17 protein-coding genes are annotated in these 19,454 nt (G+C 66.2%); 15 read left to right on the forward strand and 2 right to left on the reverse strand.

Features of this window, described 5'->3' with window-relative positions; genetic code table 11:
• Positions 1-54 precede the first annotated feature (54 nt).
• Positions 55-1,614, reverse strand: coding sequence for a lytic transglycosylase domain-containing protein (locus tag D477_RS13455; RefSeq protein ID WP_005270059.1), 1,560 nt, complete (start codon positions 1,612-1,614; stop codon positions 55-57).
• A gap of 219 nt (positions 1,615-1,833) precedes the next feature.
• Between D477_RS13455 and D477_RS13460 the strand changes: the two genes are divergently transcribed.
• Complete coding sequence (locus tag D477_RS13460; RefSeq protein WP_005270060.1) at positions 1,834-2,187, forward strand: Rv2175c family DNA-binding protein; 354 nt, start codon at positions 1,834-1,836, stop codon at positions 2,185-2,187.
• 14 nt (positions 2,188-2,201) lie between these two features.
• Here D477_RS13460 and D477_RS13465 read toward each other — a convergent pair whose 3' ends face one another.
• A complete protein-coding gene (locus D477_RS13465) occupies positions 2,202-3,356 on the reverse strand; it encodes a polyprenyl synthetase family protein (RefSeq protein ID WP_005270061.1) in 1,155 nt (384 codons plus the stop codon).
• Positions 3,357-3,454: 98 nt separating this feature from the next.
• Here D477_RS13465 and dinB point away from each other — a divergent pair, with 98 nt between their 5' ends.
• The 14 genes from dinB (at position 3,455) to murC (ending at position 19,400) form a co-directional block, all read left to right on the forward strand.
• Positions 3,455-4,672 carry a DNA polymerase IV gene (gene dinB, locus D477_RS13470; protein WP_005270062.1) on the forward strand — a complete coding sequence of 406 codons (1,218 nt, stop codon included), beginning with the start codon at positions 3,455-3,457 and terminating at the stop codon, positions 4,670-4,672.
• Positions 4,673-4,871: 199 nt separating this feature from the next.
• Entirely contained in the window at positions 4,872-5,243 is a 372-nt protein-coding gene (locus tag D477_RS13475) for a DUF3040 domain-containing protein (RefSeq protein ID WP_005270063.1), read from the forward strand.
• Positions 5,244-5,579: 336 nt separating this feature from the next.
• Entirely contained in the window at positions 5,580-6,011 is a 432-nt protein-coding gene (mraZ, locus tag D477_RS13480) for a division/cell wall cluster transcriptional repressor MraZ (protein WP_005270064.1), read from the forward strand.
• A 186-nt stretch (positions 6,012-6,197) separates the two neighbouring features.
• Positions 6,198-7,187, forward strand: coding sequence for a 16S rRNA (cytosine(1402)-N(4))-methyltransferase RsmH (gene rsmH / locus D477_RS13485; protein WP_005270065.1), 990 nt, complete (start codon positions 6,198-6,200; stop codon positions 7,185-7,187).
• Positions 7,184-7,876 (forward strand): hypothetical protein, encoded by a 693-nt coding sequence (locus tag D477_RS13490; RefSeq protein WP_005270066.1) that lies wholly within the window; start codon positions 7,184-7,186, stop codon positions 7,874-7,876. Before rsmH ends, D477_RS13490 begins: the two co-directional genes overlap by 4 nt.
• Positions 7,877-7,989: 113 nt before the next feature.
• Complete coding sequence (locus tag D477_RS13495; RefSeq protein WP_005270067.1) at positions 7,990-9,690, forward strand: peptidoglycan D,D-transpeptidase FtsI family protein; 1,701 nt, start codon at positions 7,990-7,992, stop codon at positions 9,688-9,690.
• On the forward strand, positions 9,690-11,345 hold the full coding sequence (locus tag D477_RS13500) for a UDP-N-acetylmuramoyl-L-alanyl-D-glutamate--2,6-diaminopimelate ligase (protein WP_005270068.1): 1,656 nt from the start codon (positions 9,690-9,692) through the stop codon (positions 11,343-11,345). Before D477_RS13495 ends, D477_RS13500 begins: the two co-directional genes overlap by 1 nt.
• Before the next feature lie 6 nt (positions 11,346-11,351).
• Complete coding sequence (locus tag D477_RS13505) at positions 11,352-12,851, forward strand: UDP-N-acetylmuramoyl-tripeptide--D-alanyl-D-alanine ligase (RefSeq protein WP_005270069.1); 1,500 nt, start codon at positions 11,352-11,354, stop codon at positions 12,849-12,851.
• The gene (gene mraY, locus D477_RS13510; RefSeq protein WP_005270070.1) at positions 12,848-13,957 is read left to right on the forward strand and encodes a phospho-N-acetylmuramoyl-pentapeptide-transferase; all 1,110 of its coding nucleotides are present in this window, start codon (positions 12,848-12,850) and stop codon (positions 13,955-13,957) included. Before D477_RS13505 ends, mraY begins: the two co-directional genes overlap by 4 nt.
• Positions 13,954-15,498, forward strand: a complete 1,545-nt coding sequence (gene murD / locus D477_RS13515; RefSeq protein ID WP_005270071.1) for a UDP-N-acetylmuramoyl-L-alanine--D-glutamate ligase — start codon at positions 13,954-13,956, stop codon at positions 15,496-15,498. The genes mraY and murD overlap by 4 nt, the downstream gene beginning before the upstream one ends.
• Before the next feature lie 9 nt (positions 15,499-15,507).
• A complete protein-coding gene (locus tag D477_RS23570) occupies positions 15,508-16,353 on the forward strand; it encodes an FtsW/RodA/SpoVE family cell cycle protein (RefSeq protein ID WP_052510787.1) in 846 nt (281 codons plus the stop codon).
• Between the two features lie 2 nt (positions 16,354-16,355).
• Positions 16,356-16,808 carry an FtsW/RodA/SpoVE family cell cycle protein gene (locus D477_RS23575; RefSeq protein WP_052510788.1) on the forward strand — a complete coding sequence of 151 codons (453 nt, stop codon included), beginning with the start codon at positions 16,356-16,358 and terminating at the stop codon, positions 16,806-16,808.
• Between the two features lie 55 nt (positions 16,809-16,863).
• Complete coding sequence (gene murG, locus D477_RS13525; RefSeq protein ID WP_005270072.1) at positions 16,864-17,973, forward strand: undecaprenyldiphospho-muramoylpentapeptide beta-N-acetylglucosaminyltransferase; 1,110 nt, start codon at positions 16,864-16,866, stop codon at positions 17,971-17,973.
• Positions 17,970-19,400: a UDP-N-acetylmuramate--L-alanine ligase gene (gene murC / locus D477_RS13530; protein WP_005270073.1), complete on the forward strand. Its 1,431-nt coding sequence runs from the start codon at positions 17,970-17,972 to the stop codon at positions 19,398-19,400. The genes murG and murC overlap by 4 nt, the downstream gene beginning before the upstream one ends.
• Positions 19,401-19,454: the final 54 nt, after the last annotated feature.

Genomic DNA, 19,454 nt, shown 5'->3' on the forward strand with positions numbered 1-19,454 from the left:
ATCGACATTCGATCGGAACCCCCGCAGGTGGTCCGTGGTGGCCACGGCGCCGCGTTACTGGAAGTTCTTCATGTGCGCCTTGATGGCCTTGACGTAGGCCTTGGTGTCGTCGTACATGCCGTTCTTCGAGACCGAGTACTGGCCCTGGTAGTAGGACGCGATCGCCTTGTCCAAGGAATCGCTGGTGCGGACCAGCGAGCGGATGATGGCAATGCCTGCGGTGGCGTTGTCGTACGGATCGAGCAGGTTCAGCTTGCGTCCGACCAGATCCGAGGCCCAGTCCCCGGAGGACGGGATGACCTGCATGGCGCCGATGGCGTTGGCGGGGGAGACAGCCGTCTGCTGGAAGCCCGACTCCTGGTAGGCATGGGCCAGAGCGAGTGCCGGATCGACGCCCATGCTGCGCGCGGTGTCCGCAATGATGGCCTTCATCTGAGCCTGGCTCGGCTGGGGCGTCGACAGCAGCAGCCGCTTGTTCTCGTTGGCTTTGGCCACCACCGCGTCCGGGTACGTGTAGTGCAGGAACGTATTCGGCACCAGCTGGCCGGCCGTGGCTGCCGATACAGCTGTCGAACCGCCGCCGGAGCCGGGCAGCTTGATCTTCTGGCCGGGATGGATGACCGAAGTCGACTTCAGGCCGCTGGACTGAAGGAGCTTGCTCAGGGTCGTATTGTGCTTCAGTGCGATGCCGTACAGCGTGTCGCCGGCCTTGACCGTGTAGGTCTTGGCGACCGGTACAACAGCAGAGACGGATGCCGCGGGCCCGGCCGCGGTGGCGGCGGCAGCCGCGGTTCCGCTGACCCGGATCTTCTGGCCGGGGTAGATGATGGAGGTTGCCTGCAGCCCGTTCAGGGAGAGGATCTTGCTCAGGCCCATGCCGTGGCGTGCAGCGATGCCGGAGAGCGTGTCTCCGGCCTTGACCGTATAGGTCTTCGCGGACGAAACCGTGGAAGCCGTCGATGTCCTGGCCGGAGACGGGCTGGCTGCCGCGGTTCCGCTGACCTTGATCTTCTGGCCGGGGTAGATGATGGAGGTTGCCTTCAACCCGTTCAGGGAGAGGATCTTGCTCAGGCCCATGCCGTGGCGGGCCGCGATGCCGGAGAGCGTGTCTCCGGCCTTGACCGTGTAGCTCTTAGCGGAAGTGGCCGTCCGGGATACGGAGGCGGCCCCGGAAGCAGCGGGCGAGCCGCCCAGCTTGATCTTCTGGCCCGGATAGATGATCGAGTTGGCCCTCAGTCCGTTAAGGCTCAGCACCTTAGAGGTGCTGAGTCCGTACTTGGCTGCGATGCCGCTGATGGTGTCGCCGGCCTTTACCGTGTGCGCAGACAGCGTGGCCTGCAGGGCAGGTCGAAGCGTGGCCGGAAGCTGCGCCACCATCTCGGACGCCGGAATGACGGTACCCCGGTTGAGCGGCAGGTCTGGACCGGCGAGCTTCGGCTGCAGGATGGTGCGCGGCGGCAATTCTGCGGCCTGCGCGGGAGCGGCCAAGGCAGCAGAAGAGAGGACGACGGCGGGAATGGCCGCAGTGGCTGCGGCCGAAAGCAGTGCGCGGGAGGACTGTGTGGCAGTCCGGCCCTGCGCACGACTGCTGGAGAACGGGCGCTGGTCAGTCATGGACATTTCCTCATCAGTGGTCAGCGGCATCTGCCGAGGCCCGTAGGCTTGTTGTACTTGTTGCAAGTGTGCCAGCTGTTGTCGGTGTGACAACTGTGACTTGAGTGAATCTACACGAAATCGGCATAACACAAAAGCGGATTTCGAAGGTTGAAGAGGTGCCGTGGCGTGTCGGGTTGCGTGTAGGCTGTGGCGGCCTGCTCGTGGCACGCTTATAAGGTGAATGAGCTTGAAGAACTGATCTCCGAATGGCTGCCGCTGCCCGATGTCGCCGAGCGCCTGGACCTGCCGATCAAGAAGGTGCACAGCCTGCTGGAAGAACGGGCACTGGTGGCCGTGCGTGTGGGAGAGCGGAATATCAGGGCCGTCCCGGCCGAGTTCATTATCGAGGATCGCCTTATGGACAGCCTGAAGGGCACCATTTCGGTACTCGCGGACGCCGGGTTCAACGACGTGGAGATCCTGCGCTGGCTCTTCACCGAGGATGAATCACTCCCCGGCCGTCCCGTTGATGCTCTCCGGCAGGGTCGGAAGACGGAGATACGGAGGCGTGCCCAGGCGCTGGCCTGGTAGCACTCCCGGTCCGGTCAGGCGCTGCGCTGCACCGCGCGGTCTGCCAGTGCCCTCAGGGCCTTCGCCACGGTTCCATCCACCGGCATCAGGTCCAGGGCGCGGTAGGCATCGGCGCTGAGGCGCGCGATCATGGTCTCGGCCTCGCTCAGGGCCCCGCACCCGTCGATAATGCCGCGGAGGCTCATGACGTCGTCGTCGTCGAGATCAGGCGATCCGAGCCTTTCCTGGAGGAAATCCCTTTCCGCCGGCGTGGCCCGGTTCAAGGCCAGGCCGACAAGCACGGTGCGCTTGCCTTCCCGCAGGTCGTCACCGGCGGGCTTGCCCGTGGTCGCTGGGTCGCCGAAGACACCAAGGACGTCGTCACGGATCTGGAAAGCCTCACCGAGCGGGAGGCCAAAGGCGGAGTAGCTCGCTGTCAGCCCGGCATCTGCCCCTGCGAGTGCACCACCGAGGCACAAGGGGTGCTCAGTTGAATACTTCGCCGACTTGTAGCGCAGGATCTGCATCGCCCGCTCCACCGCCTGCTTGGCCGGCCTGCCGGGACCGGCGACCTCCTCGAGGACATCCAGGTACTGCCCGGCCATGACCTCTGTGCGCATCCGGTTGAAGATCCGGCGGGCCGCCGAGCTTGCGGCGTTGGGGACGGCAATTCCTGCAAACACTTCTTCACAGAAGGACAGGCACATATCTCCGGACAGAATGGCAGCGGCCTGCCCATAGTGGACGGGATCGAGCGCCCAGCCGCGGGCGGCGTGGTTAAGTTCGAACCTGCGGTGCACACTGGGCTTGCCGCGCCGGGTGGCGGAGCGGTCAATGATGTCGTCGTGGATCAGGGCCGCCGCCTGGAACAATTCGATGGCGACACCGGCTTGCACGACTTCGTCGGCAAGCGGCGCGCCGCCAGCACCGCGCCAGCCCCAGTAGGACAAGAGCGCCCGCAGCCGCTTGCCGCCCTCGGCCAACTGCGCGATGGCGTCAACCAGCTCGGCCGCATCACCGGAGACTTCGTGGAGTTGCCCTCGTTGCAGTTCGAGGAAAGCCTGCATCTGCGCAGACAGCAGGTCCCGGTAGTCCTCCTGTTCCACTGCCGGGTCCCGGTCTGAGGTGACGGATTCGCCCCCCTGTGCCCCGGAGGCGGCTGGGAAGGGGTGCCGGTGGGACTGCTGCAAGACATACTCCTTGGCCAACGTTGCGGTACCGGACCAGTCTAGCCAGTCGCACCGGAGCAGCCATCGTACCTGTCAGGGCATCAGCCTAGGATGAAGGGGTGGGAGGAAGCCAGCAGCGTGAACGCATCATCATGCACGTGGACATGGACGCCTTCTTCGTCTCCGTCGAGTTGCTCGAACAGCCGGCGCTGCTCGGAACGCCGGTCATTGTGGGCTCGCCAACCGGCCGTTCCGTGGTGCTCTCGGCGTCCTATGAGGCGCGCAAGTTTGGAGTCCGTTCGGCGATGCCGATGGCGCGGGCGCGGCAGCTGTGCCCTCAGGCAGCGGTCATCCCTCCGCATCATGGGAAGTACCAGGACGCGTCGTCCCGAATCATGGAGATCTTCCGCACCATTACTCCCGACGTCGAGCAGCTCAGCGTCGACGAGGCGTTCCTCGATATCACAGGTGCCGTCAGGCGGCTGGGGCAGCCCTTGGAGATAGGACGCTTGATCCGCCGGACCATCCGCCGGGAAATCGGGATCCCGGCGACCGTCGGAATTGCTTCGAGCAAGTTCGTGGCCAAGATCGCCTCGACCCATGCCAAACCGGACGGGCTGCTCCAGATTCCGGCGGAGCGGACTGTCCAATTCCTGCATACCCTCCCGGTGGACGCCCTCTGGGGCGTCGGAGCGAAGACCAGCGCCGTTTTGGCGCGGCAAGGGATCAGGACGGTTGCGGAGCTGGCCAGCACTCCGGAACCCGCTCTCAAGCGGCTGCTCGGTGCCGTTGGCGAGCATGTGCACCGCCTCGCCTGGGGGATCGATGACCGGAGCGTCACTCCGGAGCGGGTGGAAAAGAGCATCGGCGCAGAAGAGACGTTCGCCCATGATGTGGACGACACAGCCGTGCTTGAGCGTGAGCTGCTTCGGTTGGCGCACCGGACAGCGGTGCGGCTGCGTTCCTCCGGCCTGCAGTGCCGCGGGGTCGCGCTGAAGCTGCGGTATGCGGACTTTACGACCTTGACCCGGTCGCGGAGGCTGAGGGAACCAGCCGACAGTGCGCATGAATTGCATACGGCGGTTGTCGCACAGCTCTCCGCGCTTGGGGCCCGTCCCATGGCCGTGCGTTTGATCGGCCTTCGGGCCGAGCTGCTGGAGCCGGCTTCCGGCGGATATCAGCTCAGTTTCGACGGCAGCGAGGACAGCTGGCGCAGTGCGGAGGCGGCGCTGGATGAAGTGAACCGAAAGTACGGCGCAGGCGGCGTGCTCCCGGCTTCATTGCTCGCCCGCCCGGACCGTCCCGAGAGCCCTGCAGGGCCACCGGGCCGCCCCTGACCAGCGGGCCTTGGAGGCGCCGCCTCAGTTGGGTGCTGTGGCCCGCCGCAATACCGCCGTCCAGCTTTTGAATGCGTCGATTGCAATCTATCCTTAGTAGTAAGGCAAGGTGGCACGGATACAAGTTTCCGGAACTCTTTGCCGAAGCTGCGCGTTTGACGATATGGCGGACGTGGGGGACGGAAAGAAGGAGACTCAGATGCCACTCTCAGAGCATGAGCAGCGGCTGCTGGATCAGCTGGAGCAGCAGTTGCATGCCGATGATCCGAAGTTTGCCAGCCACATGGAGTCGGCCGCAGGGCGGTCGCTTTCGACCCGCCAGATCGTGGTGGGGTCACTGGTTGCTGTGGCCGGAATCCTGATTCTTTTGATTGGTATTTCGAGCCAGATCATTGCTCTGGGTGTCCTTGGTTTCCTGGTCATGGGTGCCGGAGTCTACTGGGCCACGAGCAGGCGGCCCGGTGGCAAGGCCGGTTCGGCAGGACGCAAGTCCAAGCCGGCCAAGAACGGCGGATTCATGTCCTCGCTCGAGGAGAAATGGGACGAACGCCGCCAGGGGGACGACCGCTAGCGCCTGCCCTCCACTTCCCTCCCCGAGAGGGAACCATCCGTTTGAAGGACCCGTCATAAGACGGGTCTTTCGCACTTTAACCGGTCGTGCGCACCCAGGCGCGAGGGTGTACAGGGTTCCAGCCGCCCACTCGGGCCCCAAGCCCTCCACTTTCCACCACCTGGCCGTGTTCCGCACCAATCCGCGCCTCCAAGACGCTTTGAAGGTTCAAGGTTTTCCCAAAGAAGGGCCTTTTAGGGTTGACGGTGGTGGATTGTGGAGTAAAGTGGAGGACATCAGAGGGTAGTGGTGGACGCAGGGAGCTGACGGACTCCTCCTATCGGCAAGGCGGTGGCGATGTTCCTCGGAACGCACACGCCACGGCTCGACGAGAAGGGGCGCTTGATTCTTCCGGCCAAGTTCCGTGAGGAGCTGGCAGACGGCCTGGTGCTGACACGAGGCCAGGAGCGTTGCATCTACATCTTCAGCCAGCGGGAATTCGAACGGGTGCATGACGAAATGCGCAAGGCGCCCATCTCGTCGCGGCAAGCCCGCGACTACATTCGGGTTTTCCTGTCCGGAGCCTCTGACGAGGTGCCTGATAAGCAGGGCCGGGTCACGATTCCGCCCGCGCTCCGCGCTTACGCAGGACTGGACCGTGAACTGGCCGTGATCGGTGCCGGAACCCGGGCCGAGATCTGGGACGCCCAGGCATGGTCCGAGTACCTCGCGGAGAAGGAAGCCGCCTTCTCCGATACGGATGAAGACGCAATACCAGGAATCTTCTGACAGCCGTCAGGACAAGAGAAATACGGCAGATTCTTGAATGGGATCTCCAGCCGCCCAGTGCGTGCCACCTGGCTCACCTTCCCCGGAGCCAGGCGGAACGGGCCAGGCGCGGATGGGGATCCGGTCCAAGAATCGTCGGGTTTAAAGGCCAAGCATTCGCCAATACAGCTACAAGGAGCAGCCGGCATGAGCGATGAGCGTCCCGCGGAGGACCGCCACATCCCCGTGCTGCGCGACCGCTGCATCAACCTGCTGGCTCCCGCGATCGAACGTGCCATCGAGAGCACGGGCCGTGCCGTCGTCGTTGATGCGACGCTGGGCATGGGCGGGCACTCGGAGGCGCTGCTGACCAGGTTCGAGCAACTCCACCTCGTTGGCATCGACCGGGATGAGCAGGCCCTGGCACTGGCCGGCAGCCGCTTGGCGCGATTCGCCGGCCGTACGGACCTGGTGCACGCGGTGTACGACGAGATTGACGACGTCGTACGCGATTTGGGGTTTGTAGCTGTCGACGGCGTCCTGTTCGACCTGGGCGTTTCCTCGTTGCAGTTGGACGAGCGGGACCGCGGGTTTGCCTATTCCTACGATGCCCCGCTGGATATGCGCATGGACACCAGCACGGGGCCGACGGCGGCGGATGTGGTCAATACCTATCCCCAGGAGGACCTGGTCCGCATCATCCGCAAGTGGGGCGAGGAGAAGTTTGCCGGCAGGATCGCCGCGGGCATCGTCCAGGCGCGGGAGAAAGCCCCGCTGTCGACGACCGGCGAGCTGGTTGATGTCATCCGCGGTGTGGTGCCGGCGGCCGCTGCTCGCACAGGCGGGCATCCGGCCAAACGGACTTTCCAGGCGCTGCGCATCGAAGTGAATGAGGAGCTGGACGTCCTCGAGCGTGCAATTCCGGCAGCGCTCAACGTGCTGGCCTTGGGCGGCCGCGTCGTCGTCATGTCCTACCACTCCCTGGAAGACAAGATCGTGAAGAGCTTCTTCGCCGCAGGCTCTAAGTCGTCTGCTCCCGTCGGGTTCCCGGTGGAGCTGGAGGAGCACAAGGCGCAGCTGAAGACGTTGACCAGAGGCACGGAAGTGCCTACGGCGGCAGAGATCGAGGAAAATCCGCGGGCGGCTTCGGCCAGGCTGCGGGCGGTAGAGCGGATTCGGAACAGGAGTGCATCATGAGCGTGACAGCCCGCAGTGCGAGGCCGGCCGCAGAAACCTACGTGCACGGAAGCTCGGCGCGTGTGCTCAGCGGCGGCCAGAGCCAGCCGAAGCAGGCTGAGCCGCGCCGTGTCCCGTTGTCCGTCGTTTCGGCCGGTCCTGCCCGAAAGCGGATACCCTTCGCCGTTTTCTGTTTTGCCGTGCTGGTGGCCGCGCTCGGATGCGTGCTGATGCTGAACATCTCGGTATCGGGCGGCCAGTATGAAATTGTGCAGCTGCGCGGAGAGCAAGTTGCGCTGGCCCAGCAGAACGAAAAACTGACACAGCAGCTCGAGAACCGCCAGGCTCCCCAGAATTTGGCTGCCGAAGCGGCAGAATTGGGAATGGTGGTTTCTCCTTCCGTTGGTTCGATTGACCTCGAGACCATGAAGGTCAGCGGAAAGCCTGAGGCCGCGAAGGAAGGGTCCGCACCGAAGCAGCTGGTCGAGCGGCCCGAACTTCCGGTCCAGGCGCCGGCCGCAGCGTCGCCGGAGGCGAAGAAGCTGGCGGCGCCAGTGCAGGAGGAGGAACCGCCGGCGGCTGCGCAGGACAAGAAGCCTGCGCCGGCTGACCGGGAAAGAGCGGCTGACGAACCGAAAGTCCAGACGTTCAGCGAAGCTGAGCTCAACGGCGGAACGATTCCAGCTCCGAAGCAGAAGACAGGGCAGTAGAACGACAAGCCCGTGAGGACACGCGAGGATCAGTAGTGGCAGCTGGTAAGGCCAACATCCAAGACAGTCAGCGGGCACAGGTGACAGCAAGAAGATTGCGGGCAGGACTGGCCATGGTGCTGGTCCTGCTCGTTATTCTCGGCGCCAGGCTCTTCCAGCTCCAGGGACTGGATACTGCGGGCATGGCGCAGGCCGCCGTTGACAAGCGCTTGCGTACTGCCGAAATCCCGGCGCTGCGCGGCGACATTCTGGACGCTGGGAATACGGTATTGGCCCGCAGCGTCCAGCGCTTCGACATTGTCGTGGACCAGCGCCTGGTCGAGGACTTCGAGCGGTTCGATCCGGAAACCAAGCAGCTCGAGCAGATCCAGATCGAGGGCGAAATCAAGAAGCTGGCCGGCATTCTCGGCCAGGACGAAGAGACGGTCGCGAAAGCCGTGGTGGGGGACAAGCCCTTCAACTACGTTGCCAAATCAGTGACGCCGGACGTCCAGGAGAAAGTGGAGAACCTGGCTTTCCCCGGAATCCAGTCGCGCGAGACAACGACGCGAAGCTATCCGATGGGCGAGGTTGCCGGCTCGATCGTCGGCTTCCTGGGGTCCGATGGCAGCCCGCTCGAGGGGATTGAAGCCACCCAGCAGGAACAGCTGCAGGGCACGCCCGGAGAGCGGACATTCGAAATCGGTGCCGACGGCATCCGCATCCCGGTCGCCACGAATGAGGAGACTCCGGCCGAGGACGGGCAGAGTGTGCGGCTGACGCTCAATTCCGACCTGCAGTGGTACGCCCAGGAAGCGATCGCGGCCCAGGTCAAGGAGTACAGCGCCGACTACGGCACTATCGTGGTCATGAACGCCAAGACCGGCGACATCATCGCCCTGGCTGACTCGAACACGGTCGATCCCAACGATCCGGGCGCCACCAAGGACGGCATGCGGCAGTCCTTCGCCGCCACACGAGCCTTCGAGCCCGGCTCGACCACGAAGATGATCACCATGGCGGCGGCCATCGAAGAAGGCATTACGACGCCGACCACCGAATACAAGATTCCGCCGAAGTACACGGTCAACGGTCAGACCTTCACCGACGCCCTTCCGCACGGCACCGAGACCGTCACGACTGCAGGAATTTTCGCCAGATCGCTCAACACCGGCACGGTCATGATTGGCGAGCAGTTGACCCGCCAGCAGCGCTACGACTATCTGCGGCGATTCGGAGTCGGCCAGCGGTTCGACATCGGCATCCAGGGCACCACTGCAGGTCTCCTGGCGCCGCCCGAACAGTGGGACGGCCGGCAGGAATTCACCGTCCTCTTCGGCCAGGGCTTGGCGCAGACTGCTCTGCACACCGCCGTTGCGTACGCCACCATCGCCAACGGCGGCGTCCGGATGGAACCGCGGCTGATCGATGCCTACATCGACCCGGACGGCACCGAACATGTCGTGCCTCGGGCGGACGGGTCCCGTGCGGTGTCCGGCAAGACTGCGGATCAGGTCCAGGACATGCTCGAGACGATGGCGAATCAGGGCGGCGGCCTGCCGGGTAAAGTTGAGGACTACCGGATGGGGGCCAAGACCGGTACGGCCGAGGCCCCTTCCGAGGACGGCGGGTTCAGCGGCTACACCATCTCCTACGCGGGCATCGCGCCGATGGAGGACCCGGAGTACGTCGTGGTCGCCACCATCCAGCGGCCGGAAGGCGGGGTATTCTCGCTGACTGCCGGACCGGTCTTCAAGAAGGTGATGAGCCAGGTGCTCAGCACCTACAACGTCCCGCCGTCCACGACCAAACCGGTCAAACTCCCGCTTAAGTAATGATCCTGGAGAACTTCGTGAGCACCACCTCCCGTCCGCCGCGCCGGTCCACCTCGCCCATGAGGCCCGAACTGGTCGAACCGGTCACCTTGCGCAGCCTGCAGCAGGTGCTGGCCGACGCCGGATTCCGGCCCTTGTCGGCAGGACCGGAAGTGGACTGGGAAACCGAGGTCACCGGCATTTCGATGGACTCCCGCAGCGTCGAACCCGGAGACCTGTACGTGGCATTGGGCGGTGCCAACTGCCACGGTGCCGAGTTCGCGGGCCAGGTAGCGGCCGCCGGAGCCGCGGCCATCTTAACGGACGACGACGGTCTGCGGCTTATGGAACCAGCGAACCTTCGCGGGGTGCCGGTTCTGACCGCCGGCAACCTGCGCGACCTGGTCGGACCGCTCTCCGCCGGGATCTTCGGCAGCCAGCCTCCGGCGGGAGCGAGGCCGCAGCTGTTTGCCGTTACGGGGACCAACGGCAAGACGACCACAACCTACTTCGTCAACTCGCTGCTCAAAGCGCTCGGCAGGACTACCGGGCTTATCGGCACCATCGAGATCGTGGCGGGAACGGAGCCCATTCCCAGCGCCCTGACCACGCCAGAGTCACCGCAGGTGCACGGCATCCTGGGACGCATGCGCGAGCTTGGACTGGATGCGGCAGCGATGGAAGTGTCCTCGCATGCAATCTCCTACCGCCGCGTGGACGGCGTCCGCTTCGACGTCGCCGGCTTCACCAACCTCACCCAGGACCACCTGGACCTGCACGGCAGCATGGACGAGTACTTCCTCACCAAGGCGGCCCTGTTCACTCCGCAGCGGGCGCGCCGGGCCGTGGTGTGCGTGGACGACGAATGGGGCAGGCGGCTGGCAGAGGGCTCGGGCGTGGACACGCTCACGTTGTCCACGCACGGCAGTATCCCGGCAGACTGGCAGGTCCGCGCGGTGCAGCGGTCGGGACTGGGGCACAGTTTCGAACTTCATGGACCCCAGGAGCAGGTGCTGCGGGCCCACACCGGACTGCCCGGCTCCTTCAACGTCTCCAACGCCGCGCTGGCGCTCGTCATGGTCCTCGCCGCCGGCGTGTCCGCAGCAGAACTGCAGCGCGCCCTCGACTCGGCCGACCCGCTCACGGTGGAAGTTCCCGGCCGGATGCAGGTCATCGGCACGGAACCGGCCGGCATCGTCGATTTCGCCCATAATCCGGACGCCCTGGAGCGGACGCTGGCCTCGGTTCGCCGGCCGGAGGAGGGGGCGAAGGTTATTGTCGTCTTCGGCGCCACCGGGGACCGCGACCAGACCAAACGCCCGCTGATGGGAGCGATCGCGGCCCGGCTTGCCGACGTCGTTATTGTCACAGACGATGACCCGCACGGGGAGGATGAGCAGACCATCCGGAGCGAGGTCCTCGCTGGTGCCGAAGAGGCAGTCCGCGCAGAGGGGCTGGCAACCCAGGTACTCGAAGTTTTCCCACGTGGGGACGCGATTGACCATGCCGTATCGCTGGCGGCGCCGGGGGATACCGTGCTGGTCGCCGGGCGCGGACATGAGGTTTGGCAGGAGGTCAAGGGCGTCAACCTGGCGCTCGATGACCGGGTGGAACTGCGGCAGGCGTTGCTCCGGCACGGATTCCCTGCCCTTGGCATGGACGGGGTAGAGTCCTAGATCGTCATGATTGAACTTACTGCAGCCGAAATCGCGGCAATGACCGCTGGCCGGATCGTGGGGGAGCCGGTCGATAATGCCGTGGAAACCGCATCCGTGACGGTGGATTCCGCGGTGACCGATTCGCGCGAGGCCGGTCCGGGAACCCTGTTCGTTGCCAAGCCGGGGGAGAGCACGGACGGGCACCGCTTCGTGCTGCCGGCTTTCAAAGCCGGGGCCGTGCTGGCCTTGACGGAGCATGAAATTACGGACGACGGCGGCCGCGTCCTGCCGCAGGTCATCGTCGAGGACACTGTGGTTGCCATGGGCGCGATCGCCTCCGGCATCCTGGACCGGCTGCGGGCCAACGGGCCGCTGGAGATCGTGGGGATCACCGGCAGCGCCGGCAAGACCACGACCAAGGACCTGCTGGCCGGCATCCTGGCCCAGGCAGGCCCGACGGTGGCTCCGGTCGGCTCGTACAACGGCGAGGTCGGCGTCCCGCTGACCATCTTCAACACCGGCTTCGACACCAGGTACCTGGTGGTCGAGATGGGGGCCACGGGCGTGGGCCACATCACTTACCTGACGGACATGGTCAAGCCGCAGACCGGCGTCGTACTTGGCGTTGGGTCCGCGCACGCCGGTGAGTTCGGCGGGGTGGAGAATATCGCGCGGGCGAAGGGCGAACTCGTCGAGGCGCTGGACGCGGACGGTACGGCCGTGCTGAACGCAGACGACCAGCGCGTCCGGGCCATGCACACGCGGACCAAGGCCAGGCAGCTCTACTTCAGCGCCGACCCGGACTTCGTGCCGGAGACGCCCGGCGCCGAAGTGCTGCGCGCGACGGACGTTGGCACCACAGCTGCCGGACACCCCGAATTCACCTTGGAGTTCCCCGACGGCACCCGCAGCCGCATCCAGTCTGGCCTGATTGGCAGCCACCATCTGTCCAACCTGCTGGCCGCCGCGTCCGCCGCCTGGTCGATGGGAATAAGCGCCGAGCTGATCGCTTCCGGCCTCAACGGCAAGGGGCCTGCGAGCCGGTGGCGGATGGAGCGTACCGAGCGCCCGGACGGTGTGACGGTGATCAACGATGCCTACAACGCCAATCCCGAATCGATGCGGGCCGCGCTGCGCACCCTGGCTGAGCTGGGCCGCGGCGAAGGACGCCGGACCTGGGCCGTCCTGGGGGAGATGCTGGAACTGGGCGAGGACTCGGTCCTGGAACACGATGCGATCGGCCGGATCGTGGTGCGGCTGAACATCGCCAAGCTGATCGTCGTGGGGGCCGGCGCCAAGGCGATGCACAACGCCGCCGTGATGGAAGGCTCCTGGGGGGACGAATCCCTGTTCGTCGAGACCGCCGATGACGCCTTCCGGGTGCTGCAGGACGAGCTGGCGCCGGGCGACCTGGTGCTCTTCAAATCATCCAACGGAGCCGGACTGCGGCTCCTCGGGGACCGGGTGGCCGAAGCTGCCGGACCCGCCGGCACCACGTCAGCTCAGGAAGGCCTGCCCGCATGATCGCCCTGCTCATCGGAGCGGCTGTTTCCCTGGTGCTGGCCCTTGTCGGCACCCCGCTGTTCATCAAGCTGCTCGTGCGCAGAGGCTACGGCCAGTTCATCCGCGACGACGGCCCGACATCGCACCACACGAAGCGCGGCACACCCACCATGGGCGGTGCCGTGATCGTGGCGTCGGTGGTCGCCTCCTACCTGCTGACGCACCTGGTGGAGTGGCTGATCAACCAGGACCATTCGGGGCCAACTGCATCCGGCCTGGTGCTGCTGCTGCTCATGGCCGGCATGGGACTGGTCGGCTTCCTCGACGATTACCTGAAGATCTCGAAGCAGCAGAGCCTGGGCCTGCGGGCCTGGCAGAAGATCCTGGGACAGGGCATTGTCGGCGTGGCGTTCGCGGTGCTGGCGCTGAATTTCCCCGACAGCGCGGGGCGGACCCCGGCCTCGACGAACATTTCGCTGGTCCGGGACATCCCGTGGCTGGACCTGGCCTTCGGCGGGACGGTGCTGGGGGTCATCCTGTTCGTCATCTGGTCCAATCTCATCGTCACCGCCGCCACCAACGGCGTGAACCTCACGGACGGCCTGGACGGCCTGGCCGCCGGCGCCGCGGTCATGGTGTTTGCGGCCTACATGCTGATGGGAATCTGGCAGTTCAACCAGGCCTGCGGTTCCGTCAAGGTTCCGGGCGAGGTCTGCTATGAAGTGCGGGATCCGCTGGACCTTGCCCTGCTGGCAGGTGCGTTGATGGGTGCGCTGGTCGGCTTCCTCTGGTGGAACACTTCGCCTGCCAAGATCTTTATGGGCGACACCGGTTCGCTGGCCATCGGCGGCGCGATCGCCGGGTTCGCGATTCTTTCGCGCACGCAGCTGCTGCTCGTGGTGCTCGCCGGCCTGTTCGTGCTGATCACGCTGTCGGTCATCATCCAGGTGGCTTTCTTCAAGCTCAGTGGCGGCAAGCGGGTGTTCAAGATGGCCCCGCTGCAGCACCACTTCGAACTCAAGGGCTGGGCCGAAGTCACCGTGGTGGTCCGCTTCTGGATCATCGCCGGACTCTGTGTTGCAGCCGGCCTGGGCATGTTCTACGCGGAATGGGTAGTGGGACTATGAACACTTCCGGAAATCGGCTTGACACCCTGACCTCTTGGGACGCCGACTGGACGGGACTGCGCGTGGTGGTCACCGGGATCGGGCTGAGCGGCTTCGCCGCGGCAGACACCCTGATCGAGCTCGGGGCCAAAGTCGTCGTGGTGGACGCGAGCGATTCCGAGGAGAACCGGGCGAAGGCGGACACCCTGGACATCGTCGGCGCGCACCAAGTGCTGCTCGGCGGCGCGCACTCCGGGAGCCTGCCGCTGGTGGACGGCGAGGCGGCCGAGCTGGTCGTGACCTCGCCGGGCTGGAGCCCGCAGCAGCCGCTGCTGGCTGCCGCCGCTGCCGCCGGCATCCCCATCTGGGGCGATGTGGAGCTCGCCTGGCGGGTCAGGGAGCGCGCAGGCCGACGGACGGCTGAATGGTTGGTCATCACCGGCACGAACGGCAAGACCACAACGGTGGGCCTGACGGCGTCGATGCTGCAGGCCGCCGGCCTCCGCGCCATCGCCGCCGGCAATGTCGGCACGCCCGTGCTGGACGCGGTCCGGGACCCGCAGGGCTACGATGTGCTCGCCGTCGAACTCTCCAGTTTCCAGCTGCACTGGTCGCATTCGCTGTCGCCGCTGGCCAGTGTGTGCCTCAACGTCGCCCAGGACCATGTGGACTGGCATGGCTCCTACGAGAACTACCTGGCGGACAAGGCAAAGATCTACGCCAACACCCGCGTCGCCTGCGTCTACAACGCCGAGCAGCGCGAAACTGAAGCGATGGTCGAGGAAGCCGACGTAGTGGAGGGCTGCCGCGCCATCGGGTTCACCACCGGAATGCCGGCGATCAGCATGATGGGCGTGGTCGAGAACCTGCTGGTGGACCGGGCGTACATCGAACAGCGCAAGGATTCGGCCGCCGAACTGGCTGCCATTTCCGACCTCGGCGAGGTTGCGCCGCGGCATCTGGTCGCCAACGCACTGGCGGCGGCCGCCCTCGTCCGGGCCTACGGTGTGGAACCAGCCGCGGTCCGCGAAGGCATCCGGAACTTCGACCCGGGGGCACACCGGATCCAGAAGGTTGCGGAACGGCAGGGCGTGCTGTGGATCAACGATTCCAAGGCCACGAATCCGCATGCCGCGGCCGCTTCCCTGGCGTCCTTCAGCTCCGTCGTCTGGATCGCCGGCGGCCTCTCCAAGGGGGTCGACTACACCGAACTCGTGGTGACGCACGCACCTAGGCTGAAGGCCGCCGTCGTTATTGGGACGGACAGCGGTGACCTGATGGCTGCGCTCACGCGACACGCGCCGGATGTCCCGGTAATCGCCGTGCCGCCGCGAGACACTGAAGAAGAGCAGCCTGGCGGGACGGGACAGGCGCCGGCCGAAGGCCACCGGGTCATGGCCCGTGCGGTCCAGGAGGCGGCACGCATCGCTGCCGACGGCGATACGGTCCTGATGGCCCCGGCGGCTGCCTCGATGGATCAGTTCAAGTCCTATGCGGACCGCGGCAACGCATTCATTGAAGCCGTCCGCGGTCTTGGGGAAGGACCGGCACAGACCGGGTAAGGAGCTTTCATGGTCACCACGCCTCTCCGGGGCACAGCCCGGAAACCGGCGTCGAAGCCAGCAGCCAACGCTGCGGCAACGGCCGGGGCGCAGGGACCGGCACCACTGCACCGGCCGCCGCGCGCGGCCTGGCTTGTCAGGCTCAAGACTCTGCTGGACCGGGCCGAGGGGGCGGACCGGGATCCGTCCGGCTTCAGCTACTATCTGATCCTCGGCTCGGCACTCGCGCTGACGGCCATCGGCCTGCTGATGGTGCTTTCCTCCTCGGCCGTCGAGTCGATCGCCGAGGGCGCGTCGCCGTTCGACCTGTTCATGAAACAGGGCATGTTCGCCGCGGGCGGCATCGCCCTGATGCTCCTGCTCTCGCGCTTTTCCGTACCGACCTACAAGAAGCTGGGCTGGCCGGCCCTCGGATTGTCGCTGGCGCTGCTGGTCCTCGTGTTCACGCCGCTCGGCGTCAACGTCAACGGCAACCGCAACTGGATCCAGTTGGGCGGGGGAGTTACTGCCCAGCCCTCCGAGGCCGCCAAGCTGGCCTTGGGACTGTGGATCGCCTGCGTCATGGTGCGCAAGGGGCCATTGCTGCACGAATGGAAACACCTGATTGTGCCGGTGCTGCCGGTGGGCGGCCTGGTGGTGCTGCTGGTCCTCGCCGGAAACGACCTTGGCACCGCGATGATCATCATGCTCATCATGGCCGGCGCGCTGTTCTTCGGCGGCGCCCGGATGAAGCTGTTCGTGGTGGCCGGCGCCGTGGCAGTGGGGTGCGTGCTGCTGATGGCCATCACCAGTCCCAACCGCGTGGCCCGAATCACCATGTGGCTCGACCAGAGCTGCGAGGACACCACCGGCTGAACATGCAGTCCTGCAACGGCCTCTTCGCCCTTGCCTCCGGCGGCTGGTGGGGTGTGGGCCTGGGACAGAGCCGGCAGAAATACAGCTGGATTCCGGAAGCGCACAACGACTACATCTTCGCCATCATCGGCGAGGAACTCGGCCTGCTCGGCACCCTGGTGGTGGTCGCGCTGTTCGGCATCCTCGCCGTCGCCATTGTCCGAACGGTCATGCGCCGGAACGATCCGTTCGTGCGGATCTTCGGCGGTTCCATCATGGTGTGGATCATCGGGCAGGCCTTCGTCAACATGGGCGTGGTCACCGGGCTGCTGCCGGTGATCGGCGTTCCGCTGCCGTTCATTTCCTACGGCGGCTCGGCGCTGACCATTACACTGGCGGCGGTGGGGGTACTGTTGTCCTTTGCGCGTACGGACGCAAAACGGCCCAAGGTCCCCAAGAAGGCCAAGCGGGCCTGAACCGCGTCGCCGTGCGCAAGATCCGTTCCGAAACAGAAGGTACCCAAGTACGAACATGAAGACCCCGAGCCTTTCCGTGGTGCTCGCCGGCGGCGGGACAGCCGGGCACATCAGCCCCTTGCTGGCTATCGCGCGCGCCATCCGGACCGACGTGCCCGACGCCAGGATCCTGGCGGTGGGAACGGCCGCCGGAATGGAGACCCGGCTCGTACCGGCGGCCGGGTTCGAACTGGCAACCATCGAGCGGGTACCCCTGCCGCGGCGCCCCTCGCTGGACCTGTTCAAGCTCCCGTTCAAGTTCGGCGCTGCAGTGCGGCAGGCGCGCAGGATCATTGAAGGCGCCGGGGCGGACGTCGTAGTGGGCGTGGGCGGCTATGTCAGCACACCGATGTATATCGCCGCGCGCCAGGCCAACGTGCCGATCGTTATCCACGAGGCCAACGCGCGGCCCGGACTGGCCAACCGCGTGGGTGCCCGGCTGACGGACCATGTGGCGGTGGCCTTCCAGAGCACCAAACTGCCGGACGCCGTCTGGGTCGGCATGCCGATGCGGACCGAGATTTCATCGCTGGACCGGGGTGCCAGCCGGACCCAGGCGAGGGAACGGCTTGGGCTCGAACCGGACAAGCCGACGCTGATTGTCACCGGCGGCTCCTCCGGGGCAGCCAGCATCAACCGCACAGTGTCCCGGTCCCTGCACCTGCTCGCGGACGCCGGCATCCGGACCCTGCACATCACCGGCCGCGGCAAGCAGCTGCTCGATCCGGCCGGGGTTCCGGTCACCGCACCGGCTTACCGGCAGGTGGAGTACGTGGACGGGATGGAGGACGTCTATGCCGCCGCGGACCTGCTGCTGGCCCGTGCCGGCGCCGCCACGGTATGCGAGGTGGCCGCCGTCGGACTGCCCGCGGTCCTCGTGCCGCTGCCGCACGGCAACGGTGAGCAGGCCCTGAACGCGGCCGATTTGGTCGCTGCCGGCGGCGCCGTCCTGGTCCGGGACCAGGAATTCACAGCCGAATGGGTCGCCGGGCACGTGCCGGCGCTGCTGCAGGACCCGGCAAAACTGGAGGCGATGTCCGCCGCAGGTCGAAGCCTGGGCATCCGCGACGCGGACCAGCGCATGGCCAAGATGGTGCAGCAGGCCGCAGGGGAGGGAGACCGATGAAAGCCACTGATTTCCACACCACCCGCCGACTGGCCTTCGAAGACCTCGGCCGGGTCCACTTCGTCGGTATCGGCGGCGCGGGCATGTCCGCCATCGCCCGGATCCTGCTGGCCCGCGGCGTGGCTGTCTCGGGCTCGGACAATAAGGACTCCCGGACCGTCGGCCAGCTGCGCGACCTCGGCGCGACGGTCCATATCGGGCACGAGGCAGCCCACGTGGCCGGCGCCGACACTGTGGTTGTCTCCACGGCGATCAGGCCCGACAACCCGGAGCTGCAGGCTGCCGCCGCGGCGGGACTGAACATCATCCACCGTTCGGTGGCCCTGGCATCGGCGATGGGTTCGCAGGAACTCATCGCCGTCGCCGGTACCCACGGGAAAACAACGACGACGGCGATGGTCACCGTCATGCTGCAGAGCGCCGGGCGCGAGCCCTCCTTCGCGATCGGCGGCGACGTGGCCGCTTTGGGCGTCAACGCCGCGCATGGCAGCGGCGGACTCTTTGTGGCTGAAGCCGACGAATCTGACGGCTCCTTCCTCAACTACCTGCCGAAGATCATCATCGTCACCAATGTCGAGGCGGACCACCTGGACCACTACGGGACGGCCGAATCGGTTTACGCCTCCTTCGACAGCTTCGCAGCGCTCCTGCCGCCGGACGGCGTGCTGATCGCCTGCATTGACGATCCGGGCGCCCGCGAGCTGGCGGGCCGTTTCCGGAGCGCAGGAGCAGGGCAGCGGATCGTCGGTTACGGCTACGCCGACGACGCGGACGTGCGCATCCTGGACAGCCGCTTCGACGCCGCCTCGAGCAGCAGCATCTTGGCCTTCGGGGGCGGGACGCAGCAGCTGACGCTGCAGGTGCCGGGCGAGCACAATATCCGCAATGCCGCAGCTGCCTTCGCCGCCGGACTGAGCGTCGGGCTGGAACCGGAAGCCGCCGCGGCCGGACTGGCCCGGTTTACCGGCGCCGCCCGGCGGTTCGAGGCCCGTGGAGAGGCAGGCGGAGTCCGGGTCTTCGACGATTACGCCCACCATCCGACCGAGGTCGAGGCGGCACTGCGGGCGGCCCGCGAGGTCGCACAGGGCCACCAGGTCCATGTGCTCTTCCAGCCGCACCTGTTTTCGCGCACCAGGGAGTTTGCGGCGGCATTCGCCCGAGCCCTGTCGCTGGCCGACAGCGTGGCTGTGCTGGACATCTACCCGGCGCGCGAAGATCCAATTCCCGGCGTGACGAGTGAACTCATCACCGGGCGCCTGGAGACCGCGGGCGGCTACGAGCCTGATCCCGCGCAGGCCGTGCAGGCCGTGGCCGGACGTGCGCAGCCGGGTGACATCGTGATGACGGTGGGCGCCGGCGACGTCACCCAGTACGGGGCGGTCCTCGTGGACAGCCTCGCCCGCCGGACCATGGATGGCCGCCACTGATGGCTGTCCGGAAGCCGCGCAAACCAGCCTCCCCGGCCGGCGCCGGGCGGAACC

The sequence above is a fragment of the Arthrobacter crystallopoietes BAB-32 genome, assembly GCF_000328305.2.
GTDB lineage: Bacteria > Actinomycetota > Actinomycetes > Actinomycetales > Micrococcaceae > Crystallibacter > Crystallibacter crystallopoietes_A.

Bases quoted from the DNA above. Each gene is read 5' to 3' on its own strand.
- D477_RS13455 (WP_005270059.1), bottom strand. From the start codon at position 1,614: ATGACTGACCAGCGCCCGTTCTCCAGCAGTCGTGCGCAGGGCCGGACT.
- murD (WP_005270071.1), top strand. From the start codon at position 13,954: ATGAACACTTCCGGAAATCGGCTTGACACCCTGACCTCTTGGGACGCC.
- D477_RS13475 (WP_005270063.1), top strand. From the start codon at position 4,872: ATGCCACTCTCAGAGCATGAGCAGCGGCTGCTGGATCAGCTGGAGCAG.
- D477_RS13495 (WP_005270067.1), top strand. From the start codon at position 7,990: ATGGTGCTGGTCCTGCTCGTTATTCTCGGCGCCAGGCTCTTCCAGCTC.
- mraY (WP_005270070.1), top strand. From the start codon at position 12,848: ATGATCGCCCTGCTCATCGGAGCGGCTGTTTCCCTGGTGCTGGCCCTT.
- D477_RS13505 (WP_005270069.1), top strand. From the start codon at position 11,352: ATGATTGAACTTACTGCAGCCGAAATCGCGGCAATGACCGCTGGCCGG.
- mraZ (WP_005270064.1), top strand. From the start codon at position 5,580: ATGTTCCTCGGAACGCACACGCCACGGCTCGACGAGAAGGGGCGCTTG.
- murG (WP_005270072.1), top strand. From the start codon at position 16,864: ATGAAGACCCCGAGCCTTTCCGTGGTGCTCGCCGGCGGCGGGACAGCC.
- murC (WP_005270073.1), top strand. From the start codon at position 17,970: ATGAAAGCCACTGATTTCCACACCACCCGCCGACTGGCCTTCGAAGAC.
- rsmH (WP_005270065.1), top strand. From the start codon at position 6,198: ATGAGCGATGAGCGTCCCGCGGAGGACCGCCACATCCCCGTGCTGCGC.
- D477_RS13500 (WP_005270068.1), top strand. From the start codon at position 9,690: ATGATCCTGGAGAACTTCGTGAGCACCACCTCCCGTCCGCCGCGCCGG.
- D477_RS23570 (WP_052510787.1), top strand. From the start codon at position 15,508: ATGGTCACCACGCCTCTCCGGGGCACAGCCCGGAAACCGGCGTCGAAG.
- D477_RS13490 (WP_005270066.1), top strand. From the start codon at position 7,184: ATGAGCGTGACAGCCCGCAGTGCGAGGCCGGCCGCAGAAACCTACGTG.
- D477_RS23575 (WP_052510788.1), top strand. From the start codon at position 16,356: ATGCAGTCCTGCAACGGCCTCTTCGCCCTTGCCTCCGGCGGCTGGTGG.